The organism is Inquilinus sp., assembly GCF_039594555.1.
GTDB lineage: Bacteria > Pseudomonadota > Alphaproteobacteria > DSM-16000 > Inquilinaceae > Inquilinus.
The window spans coordinates 1-9,051 of sequence record NZ_JBCNNF010000288.1 but is presented as its reverse complement, the minus strand read 5'-3'; the positions used below and the strand labels follow the sequence as shown (position 1 = coordinate 9,051).

Here is a 9,051-nt window from a genome sequence, read left to right as displayed (position 1 = left end):
CCCGCTTCATTGTAGCGTGCGCCGGCCACGGCCTCCGGTGCGAACAGGGCGTCCAGCGATGACACCTGCTCCGCCGTCAGCCGGATCGCGGCGGCCGCGGCGTTCTCGGCCAGATAGGCACGGCGCTTGGTGCCCGGGATCGGCACGACGTTGCCGTGCTTGGCCAGCAGCCAGGCCAGCGCCACCTGGGCCGGCTTGGCGCGGAGATCGAAGGCGAGATCCGCCAGCGCCTCGACCAGGCGCGTGTTCTGCGCCAGCGCCTCGTCGGCGAAGCGCGGATTGACGCGGCGGAAATCATCGGCAGGCAGGGTGGAGGTGTCGGTCACCGCCCCGGCCAGGAAGGCGCGGCCGAGCGGCGAATAGGCGACGAAGGTCGTGCCGAGGTCGCGGCACGCCTCGAGCACGCCGTTGCGCTCCGCGTCGCGGGTCCACAGCGAATACTCGCTCTGCACCGCCGCGATCGGATGCACCGCATGGGCCCGGCGCAGCGTCTCGGCCGACACTTCGGACAGACCGATCTGGCGGACCTTGCCGGCCTTGACCAGCTCCGCCATGGCGCCGACCGAGTCCTCGACCGGCACGTCCGGGTTGCGGCGATGCATGTAGTAGAGGTCGATGACGTCGGTGCCGAGGCGCTTCAGCGAGGCCTCGACGGCGGCCCGGATATAGGCCGGCGAGTTGTCGATCCGCCGCCCGGCGACCCCGGGCTCGCGCACGATGCCGAATTTGGTGGCCAGCACCACTTGGTCGCGCCGGCCCTTGAGGAAACGGCCGACCAGTTCCTCATTGTGCCCCGACCCGTACATGTCGGCGGTGTCGAGGAAGTCGATGCCGTGCTCCAGCGCCGCGGCGAGGGTGTCGAGCGACTGCGCATCGTCGCGCGTGCCGTAGAATTCGGACATGCCCATGCAGCCGAGGCCGATGGCGGAGACGGTGGTGCCGTCCTGGCCGAGGGAGCGTCTGTCCATGATGGTTCTCCTGAGCGTTCGAGGCCGCCGGTCGCGCTGACCGCCGCGGCACGCCAGGAGAATGGGGGCTGGACGATCATGCGATAACCCGTAGATATGTGCATAAGCTGATGAGCAGGATTCAGCAATGCTTCGCCCCGATTTGCCCGATCTGGCCGCCTTCGCCGCGGTGGCGCGGCACCGCAGCTTCCGCAAAGCGGCGATCGAGCTGCGCCTCTCCGCCTCCGCCCTCAGCCATGCGATCCGCGGGTTGGAGGAACGGCTGGGCGTGCGCCTCTTGAACCGCACCACCCGCAGCGTCACGCCGACCGAGGCGGGCGAAAGGCTGCTGGCCCGGCTGGAGCCCGCCTTCCGCGACATCGAGGGCGCGGTCGGGGAGATCGACCAGTTCCGCCGCCAGCCGGCCGGGTCGCTGCGGATCACCGCTTCGATCCCGGCGGCGGAGCTGGTCCTGGCGCCGATGGTGGCGCGATTCCTCGACGCCTATCCGGAGGTCCGGCTGGAGGTTTCGGTCACCAGCGCCCTGATCGACATCGTCGCCGGCGGCTTCGATGCCGGCGTCCGCCTCGGCGAGCAGTTGGAGCGCGACATGGTGGCGGTGCGCTTCGGCGGCGAGCAGCGGCTGGTCGTGGTCGCGGCCCCGTCCTATCTGGCGCGCAGACCGCGGCCGGAAACGCCGCGCGACCTGACCGAGCATGCCTGCCTCGGCTATCGCTTCCCGAGCGGCGTCGTCTATGCGTGGGAGTTCGAGAAGGATGGCCGGGAGCTGACAGTCAGCCCGAACGGACCGCTGATCGTCAACAACGACCAGCGGCTCCTGATCCGGTCGGTGCTGGACGGCACCGGCCTGGCTTATGTGTTCGAAGGGATGATCGCGGCGGAGTTGGCGGACGGGCGGCTGGTGCCGCTGCTGCTGGACTGGTCGCCGCCTTTCCCGGGCTTCTTCCTGTACTATCCGCGCCAGCGCCAGATGCCGGCGGCGCTGCGCGCTTTCATCGACTTCATCCGCGCCGACAACCTGGCCGCGAACCGCCGGTGAGGACCGATCCTGGCGGGGCTGCGCGATCCCGCCGATGATGCGCTGTCGATTCGAACCGGGGTGTGTCGCGATGGATGGCGAGCTGGCGGCGATACGGCGAACGGGCGACGGCCCGGTCACGCTGTCCCGGCTCCGCGCCGGGCTGGAGGCGCTGGGCGTCCGCGCCGGCGACCGGCTGCTGGTCCACAGCTCGCTGTCGGCGCTGGGTTTCGTCGCGGGTGGGTCCCAGGCGGTGATCGAGGCGCTGATGGCCGCGGTCGGCCCGGCCGGCCTGCTGGCGATGCCGAGCTTCACCAGCGGCCTGTCCGACCCCGCGGAGTGGCGGGCCCCGCCGGTGCCGGCGGACTGGATCGAGCCGATCCGGGCAGAGATGCCGGTCTACGATCCCCACCTCTCTCCGACGCGAGGCCTCGGCGTGATCGCCGAAACCTTCCGGTCCGTGCCCGGCGTGGTCCGCAGCGCCCATCCGCAGGTGTCCTTCGCCGCCTGGGGCGCCGGGGCAGAGACCGTCATCACGCCTCATCCGCTCGACGTGTGGCTGGGTGAGGGATCGCCGCTGGCCCGCCTGTATGAGGCGGAGGCCCGCGTCCTGTTCCTGGGAACAGGCTATGCCACCTGCACGTCCTTCCATCTGGCCGAGCACAAGGCCGGCAAGCTCCGCACCATGCGCACCGGCCTGCCCGTCCGGGTCGACGGCGTGCGGCGCTGGGTCACGATCGACGCGCCCGACTATGACGCCGACGATTTCGAGACGATCGGTGCGGTCCTGGACGCCAGCCCCGGCCTGGGCGCGGCAGGCCCGGTCGGGATGGCCCATTGCCGCCTGCTGCCCATCCGCGGGATCGTCGACGCCGCGGCGGACTGGATGCGCGGGCATCGCTGACGCCCGCGCCGTCCCTCAGTCATTCACGGGAATGACCGAGCCCTGGTAACGGTCGCGGATGAACTTGGCCACCGCCGGCGAGGTCAGCACCTCCGCCAGCCGCTTGACCCGCGGGTCGTCCGCCAGCTTCGGCGTGGTCACCAGGATGTTGGCGTAGGGGTTGCCCTCGGCCTTCTCCAAGCCCAGCGCGTCCTTGGCCGGGGTCAGGCCGGCCTCGAGCGCGTAGTTGCCGTTGATCACCGCCAGGTCGACATCGTCCAGCGCCCGCGGCAGCAGCGCCGCTTCGACCTCCAGCACCTTCAGGTGCTTCGGGTTCTCGGCGATGTCGTTCGGCGTCGCCAGCTGCTTGTCCGGCTCGGCGAAGCCGTCCTTCAGCCGGATCAGCTTCTGGTCCTGCAGCAGGTACAGGGCGCGGCTGAGATTGGTGACGTTGTTCGGTACCGCCACCCTGCCGCCGTCCTTCACCTCGGCGAAGCTCTTCGCCTTGCGGGAATAGACGCCCAGCGGCTCGATATGCACGGTCGCGGCGACGGCGAAGGTCTCGCCCAGCGCCTGTTCCTGCGAGCGCAGATAGGGCAGGTGCTGGAAGTAGTTGGCGTCGATGTCGCCATGGGCCAGCAGCTCGTTCGGGTTCACCGCGGTCGACAGCTCGACGATGTCGAGCTTCAGGTCGGGCGCCTGGCTCTGCACGAAGGCCAGGATCTCGGCATGCGGCACGGCGTCGGCCGCGACCTTCAGCGGCGCGTCCTGCGCCAGGGCGGCGCCGGCGAAGGCGAAGGGCAAGGCGGCAGCGATCGCCACCCGCGCCAGGCGGGCGATCAGGGAACTCAGCATCTTTGGGATCCGTCAGGTCGAGGAGTGCGGCGTGTTCAGGAGGCGGCCTGGGCCGCCAGGACATCGGCGTAGTGGCGCTGCGCCACGTCGGGGTGCGAGCGCAGCCGGCCCTTCAGGTAGTTCGGGCCGACATCGTGGAACAGCGGGTTCTGCGGGTCGCTGGCCGGGCCGCGCGCCTCCGCCGCCAGGGCCGGCGGCAGGTCGAGCAGCGGCACGGTGGCGTCGAGCCGGGCGCCGAGGAAGAAGGCGACCGACAGCCGGTCGGTGCCGGCCGGCGGCGTGATCACCCGATGCACCGTGGCGCGGAGATAGCCGTTGGTCGCCAGCTCCAGCAGTTCGCCGATATTGACGACAAAGGTGCCCGGCACCGGCTCGGCGTCGATCCAGCGCCCGTCCTCGCCTTCGATCTGCAGGCCGCGCTGGGTGTCCTGCAGCAGCAGGGTCAGGAAGCCGGAATCCTTGTGCGCGCCGACGCCCTGGCTGCTGCCGGTAGCCTCGCGGCCGGGGTAGCGGATGATCTTGATGTGCTGGTTCGGCGTGTCGCCATAGATCGATTCCAGCGCGTCCGCCGGCTGGCCCAGCGCCGCGGCGAAGGCCTCGAGCAGGCGGATCGCCACCCGCGTCAGCTCCGCCTGCCAGCCCAGCAGCGTGGTCCGCAGGGCCGGCTGCGCCGCCGGCCACTGGTTCGGGCCCTGCAGCCGCAGCCAGGGCGGCACGCCGGGACCCTGCGGGATCACCGCCCGCTCCGCCCCGATGTCGAACTGCTCGCGCCAGTCCGGCTCGCCGCGCGTCCGCTCCCACGCCGCGCGGGTGTAGCCGCGGAAATGCGGCGAATGCACCATCTCGATCGCCAGCTTGTCGGCCTCCGGCAGGGCGAAGAAGCGGCGCGCCTCGGTTTTCACCTGGGTCACCAGTTCCTCCGGCACGCCATGGCCGCCGAGATAGAAGAAGCCGACATCCCGGGCGGCCGCCCGCAGCTGGTCGAGGAAGGCCTGGCGCGCCGCCGGGCCGGCATCGAGCCGAGACAGGTCGAGCAGCGGGAGGGCAAGCGTGGCGGTGGTCATGGCAGCCTCGGGACGGGAATTACGGCGCGCGGTGGCGCGATGCTTTAATTTACATATCCCGATGCAATGCCGATTTATACAACAATATTACAAAGTTAATATACCTGCCGGATCAGCCCCGGCGGCGCCTCGGCGGCAGCGCCGCCAGGTCGGGCGGCGGCACCGGCCGCAGGCTCTCATAGGCCAGCCGCACCGCCGCGGCGCCATGGGTCCGCTCCAGCCGGCGCACGGTGAAATGGGCCCGCGCCAGGCGGCGGAAATGCTCCAGGAACGCCAGGTTGACCGCGGCGCCGGCGGCCGCGCCCAGCACCGGGGCGGCCTGGGCCGACAGCTTCAGCAGCACCGGCCCGCTGAACCGGGCGGCGACCATCGACACCAGCCGCGGCATCACCGTGGCGGTGGCGTTCGGCACCACCCGGGCCAGCGCGATGCGGGTGGCGAGATAGCCGGTCTCCACCGCGTCGTCGGACGGGTCCGGCCGACCCATGGCGAAGACCTTCAGGCATTCGATCGCCGTTTCCGGGCTGGCCGGGTCCTCACCCGCCGCCGCGGCCTCGGCCGCGATCTGGCGCAGCAACAGGCCGGTGGAGACCGGCAGCTCCAGCAGCGTGCCGGGCAGGCCGAAGCCGCCGCCGGCCGCGCCGCTGGCCGCCGCCAGGCCGCGATGCAGCCAGGCCTCCGGCCCGCGCGGCACCCGGCGGCCGGGGCCGCTGCGCAACGCCGCCTTCAGCGCCGAGGTCAAAGCGCGGCGGACGGCGCCGTCGATCGCCGACTGCACCCCGGCCGGCAGGTTCCGCTTCAGCGCCTCGACCGGCGTTCCGGCCAGGGCCGACAGCCGCGCCACCAGCGAATCGGTGTCGAGCACGGCCTTGGCCTCGGCCAGTTCGGCCAAAGCATCGGGCGGCAAGGGCAGCGGGGCGGGAAGGGCGGTGGCGGCGTCGGTCATACCGGAAAAGATTGGGGGTCGCGGCGCGCCGACAAGGGCCGTTGAGCCCCAGCGCCGGCGGCATCATCATCGAAGGATGAAGCGAATCGAGCCCGGCGATCCGATCGTGATCCTGACCGGGGCCGGCATCTCGAAGGAGAGCGGCCTCGACACCTTCCGCGACGCCGGCGGGGTGTGGACCCGCGTGCGGCTGGAGGATGTGGCCACGCCCGAGGCGTTCGCGCGCGACCCGGCGCGAGTGCACGGCTTCTACAATGCCCGCCGCCGCACCTTGGCCGACCCGGCGGTGCGGCCCAACGCGGCACATACGGCGCTGGCGCGGCTGGAGCGGGACTGGCCGGGCCCGGTGCTGCTGGTGACCCAGAATGTCGACGACCTGCATGAGCGCGGCGGCAGCAACCGGCTGATCCACATGCACGGGCAGCTGAACCGCGCCCGCTGCCAGTCCTGCGGCGCCGGCCGCGACTGGGCCGGCGACCTGTCGGTCGACACCCCCTGCCCGGCTTGCGGCGAGACGGGCGGGATGCGGCCCGACGTCGTCTGGTTCGGCGAGATGCCGCTGGCGATGGACGAGATCGCGGCCGCGCTGGCCGGCTGCCGGCTGTTCGTGTCGATCGGCACCTCCGGCACCGTCTACCCGGCCGCCGCCTTCGTCCACCAGGCGCTGGACGCCGGCGCCCTGACGGTGGAGCTGAACCTGGAGCCGGGAGAGGGCTCCGGCCTGTTCCACATCCGCCGCCACGGCCCGGCGACCCGGCTGGTGCCGGAGCTGGTCGCGGCGCTGTTGGCGGGCGAATTCCCGAAGCGGTGACTGCCGCCGCGGCGTCATCGGCGCTTGGCCGCGGCCTGCGAACGGCCTAGACCGGTCGCATGGCGACTGTTGCGGCGATGGACGAACTGGCGGCGGTGGTGGCGGCGGCGCGGGCCTGCCGGATCTGCGCCGGCCGCTGGCCGCACCCGCCGCGCCCGGTGCTGCGCGCCGCCGCGACCGCGCGCCTGCTGATCATCGGCCAGGCGCCCGGGGCGCGGGTGCAGGCCTCCGGCCTGTCCTGGACCGATGCCAGCGGCGACCGGCTGCGGCAATGGCTGGGCCTGGACCACGACGCCTTCTATGACGAGACCAAGGTGGCGCTGGTGTCGATGGGCTTCTGCTTCCCCGGCACCGACCCGAAGGGCGGCGACTATCCGCCGCCGCGGATCTGCGCCAACACCTGGCATCCGCGGCTGCGCCCGTTGCTGCCCGATATCCGCCTGACCCTGCTGGTGGGTGGCCTGGCCCAGGCCCGCTATCTCGGTGCCCGGCGCAAGGCAAGCGTGGCCGAGACCGTGGCCGCCTGGCGCGACCACCAGCCGGACTTCATTCCCTTGCCGCATCCCAGCTGGCGCAACACCGGCTGGCTGAAGCGAAACCCGTGGTTCGAGGCGGAGCTCCTGCCGGTGCTGCGGCTCAGGACCGCTGCCGCTCTGGCGGATGGCGCCTGATGGCCGCCCCGCCCGCGTCCCCGTCGCCCAGGATCCGCTGATGCATTCCGACCCCGACAAGGCCGCGCCGACCGACGCCCGAGGTCACAACGGCAACGGTCCCGTCCCGGAGATGCCGCTGCCGCAGGACCCGAAGACGGTCTTCCTCGGCATCCTGTGCCTGCTGGCGCTGACCGTCGCCCTCTATGTCGCGCGGGACATCGTCCTGCCGGTCGTGCTGGCCGTGGTGCTGAAGCTGCTGCTGCAGCCGCTGGTGCGGCTGCTGGAGACGGTACGGATCCCCCGCGCGGTCGGGGCCATCACCGCCATCCTGCTGCTGCTGGCGATCTTCGCCGGCATCGGCGCGCTGCTGACCAGCCCGGCCGCCGAATGGGCCGGCAACCTGCCGAACGAATGGCCGGCGCTGCAGGCCAAATTCGCCTTCCTGGCCGAACCGCTGCACCGGCTGCAGGACCGGCTGGAGGGCCTCGGCGTGCATTTCGGCGGCGCCGGGTCGCTGCTGGAGCATCCGACCGACATCGTCACCGCGGTGTTCGCCGGCACCAGCACGGTCGCCTCGCACCTGTTCGAGACGCTGCTGATCCTGTTCTACCTGCTGGTGTTCGGCGAGACCTTCCTGCGCCGCTTCGTCGAGATCCTGCCGAACTTCGAGGAGAAGCGGGAGGCGGTGGCGATCTCGCTGCAGATCGAGCGCGACCTGTCCGCCTATCTCCTCACCGTCACCGTGATCAATGCCCTGGTCGGCGTCGCCACGGCGCTGGTGATGTGGGCCTGCGGCGTGCCGGCCCCGGTGCTGTGGGGCGCGGTCGCCTTCTGCCTGAACTTCGTGCCGATCCTGGGCCCGTTCTTCGGCGTCGCGCTGTTCCTGGCGGTCGGGCTGGTGGCCGAGGGGCCGGCCTGGACCGCGATCCTGCCGGCCGCCCTCTATCTCGGCATCCATGTCGCCGAGGGCGAATGGTTCACGCCGATGGTGCTGGCGCGGCGCTTCACCATCAACCCGGTGGCGGTGATCCTGGCCCTGATCTTCTGGTACTGGATGTGGGGCGTGGCCGGCGCCATCCTGGCCGTGCCGATGCTGGCCATCACCAAGATCGTCTGCGACCGCCTGCGCCCTCTGCGCGCCTTCGGCCACCTGCTGGAGGGGTGAGGCCGCCTCAGCCCTCGTCCGCCTCGCGCTCCAGCGCCTCCATGTCGTCGTCGGAGAAGCCGAAATGGTGGCCGATCTCGTGGATCAGCACGTGGCGGACGACATGGCCGAGATCCTCGCCGGTCTCGCACCAGTAGTCGAGGATCGGCCGGCGGTAGAGGAAGATCATGTCCGGCCTGGTGGCGATGGCGAAGGTCTTCTGGCCGAACGGCGTGCCGGTGTAGAGGCCGAGCAGGTCGAACGGGCTTTCCAGCCCCATCTCGTCCAGCGTCTCGTCGTCCGGGAAGTCAACCACCTGGATGGCGACGCCGCGGACCATCGCCCGCAGCCGCGCCGGGATGCGCTCGAACCCCTCCTCCGCCAGCTCGATCAGGTCGTCGATCGAGGGCGGCACGGTGAAGCCCTGCGCCGCGGGCGGCGCGCTCATCGCGGCGCCAGCCGCACGGCGCCGTCGAGGCGGATCACCGATCCGTTCAGCATCTCGTTGGCGGTGATGTGCAGCACCAGCTGGGCGAACTCCTCCGGCCGGCCCAGGCGCTGCGGGAACAGGGTGGTGGCGATCAGGCTGTCCTGCACCTGCTGCGGCATCGCCTCGATCATCGGCGTGCCGATCAGTCCCGGCGCCACGGTCATCACCCGCACGCCGCTCTTGGCCAGGTCGCGCGCCGCCGGCAGGGTCAGCCCGACC

The 9,051-nt window shown here is 71.5% G+C and carries 11 protein-coding genes; 5 read left to right on the top strand and 6 right to left on the bottom strand.

Annotated elements, in window-relative coordinates; genetic code table 11:
• The coding region (locus ABDW35_RS25475) for an aldo/keto reductase (protein WP_343716666.1) at positions 1 to 968 on the bottom strand (968 nt) is incomplete at its 3' end.
• Positions 969 to 1,095: 127 nt separating this feature from the next.
• Between ABDW35_RS25475 and ABDW35_RS25470 the strand changes: the two genes are divergently transcribed.
• Together ABDW35_RS25470 and ABDW35_RS25465 are read left to right on the top strand one after the other, a co-directional pair.
• Positions 1,096 to 2,007 (top strand): LysR family transcriptional regulator, encoded by a 912-nt coding sequence (locus ABDW35_RS25470; RefSeq protein WP_343716665.1) that lies wholly within the window; start codon positions 1,096 to 1,098, stop codon positions 2,005 to 2,007.
• 70 nt (positions 2,008 to 2,077) lie between these two features.
• Positions 2,078 to 2,890, top strand: coding sequence for an AAC(3) family N-acetyltransferase (locus ABDW35_RS25465; protein WP_343716664.1), 813 nt, complete (start codon positions 2,078 to 2,080; stop codon positions 2,888 to 2,890).
• Positions 2,891 to 2,905: 15 nt separating this feature from the next.
• Here ABDW35_RS25465 and ABDW35_RS25460 read toward each other — a convergent pair whose 3' ends face one another.
• From ABDW35_RS25460 to ABDW35_RS25450, 3 genes are all read right to left on the bottom strand, one after another.
• Positions 2,906 to 3,724 (bottom strand): MetQ/NlpA family ABC transporter substrate-binding protein, encoded by an 819-nt coding sequence (locus ABDW35_RS25460; RefSeq protein WP_343716663.1) that lies wholly within the window; start codon positions 3,722 to 3,724, stop codon positions 2,906 to 2,908.
• A 35-nt stretch (positions 3,725 to 3,759) separates the two neighbouring features.
• The gene (locus ABDW35_RS25455) at positions 3,760 to 4,788 is read right to left on the bottom strand and encodes an isopenicillin N synthase family oxygenase (RefSeq protein ID WP_343716662.1); all 1,029 of its coding nucleotides are present in this window, start codon (positions 4,786 to 4,788) and stop codon (positions 3,760 to 3,762) included.
• A gap of 112 nt (positions 4,789 to 4,900) precedes the next feature.
• Positions 4,901 to 5,734 carry an EcsC family protein gene (locus tag ABDW35_RS25450; protein ID WP_343716661.1) on the bottom strand — a complete coding sequence of 278 codons (834 nt, stop codon included), beginning with the start codon at positions 5,732 to 5,734 and terminating at the stop codon, positions 4,901 to 4,903.
• A 76-nt stretch (positions 5,735 to 5,810) separates the two neighbouring features.
• Between ABDW35_RS25450 and ABDW35_RS25445 the strand changes: the two genes are divergently transcribed.
• Genes ABDW35_RS25445 through ABDW35_RS25435 form a run of 3 tightly spaced genes read left to right on the top strand, consistent with a single transcriptional unit; the run spans position 5,811 to position 8,363 of the window.
• A complete protein-coding gene (locus ABDW35_RS25445; RefSeq protein ID WP_343716660.1) occupies positions 5,811 to 6,545 on the top strand; it encodes an NAD-dependent deacylase in 735 nt (244 codons plus the stop codon).
• A 59-nt stretch (positions 6,546 to 6,604) separates the two neighbouring features.
• A complete protein-coding gene (locus ABDW35_RS25440; RefSeq protein ID WP_343716659.1) occupies positions 6,605 to 7,216 on the top strand; it encodes a uracil-DNA glycosylase family protein in 612 nt (203 codons plus the stop codon).
• A 40-nt stretch (positions 7,217 to 7,256) separates the two neighbouring features.
• A complete protein-coding gene (locus ABDW35_RS25435) occupies positions 7,257 to 8,363 on the top strand; it encodes an AI-2E family transporter (RefSeq protein WP_343716658.1) in 1,107 nt (368 codons plus the stop codon).
• 7 nt (positions 8,364 to 8,370) lie between these two features.
• Here ABDW35_RS25435 and ABDW35_RS25430 read toward each other — a convergent pair whose 3' ends face one another.
• The gene (locus ABDW35_RS25430) at positions 8,371 to 8,790 is read right to left on the bottom strand and encodes a metallopeptidase family protein (protein WP_343716657.1); all 420 of its coding nucleotides are present in this window, start codon (positions 8,788 to 8,790) and stop codon (positions 8,371 to 8,373) included.
• Positions 8,787 to 9,051: SDR family oxidoreductase (locus ABDW35_RS25425; RefSeq protein WP_343716656.1), on the bottom strand; the 265-nt coding region annotated here is incomplete at its 5' end. The genes ABDW35_RS25425 and ABDW35_RS25430, both read right to left, overlap by 4 nt.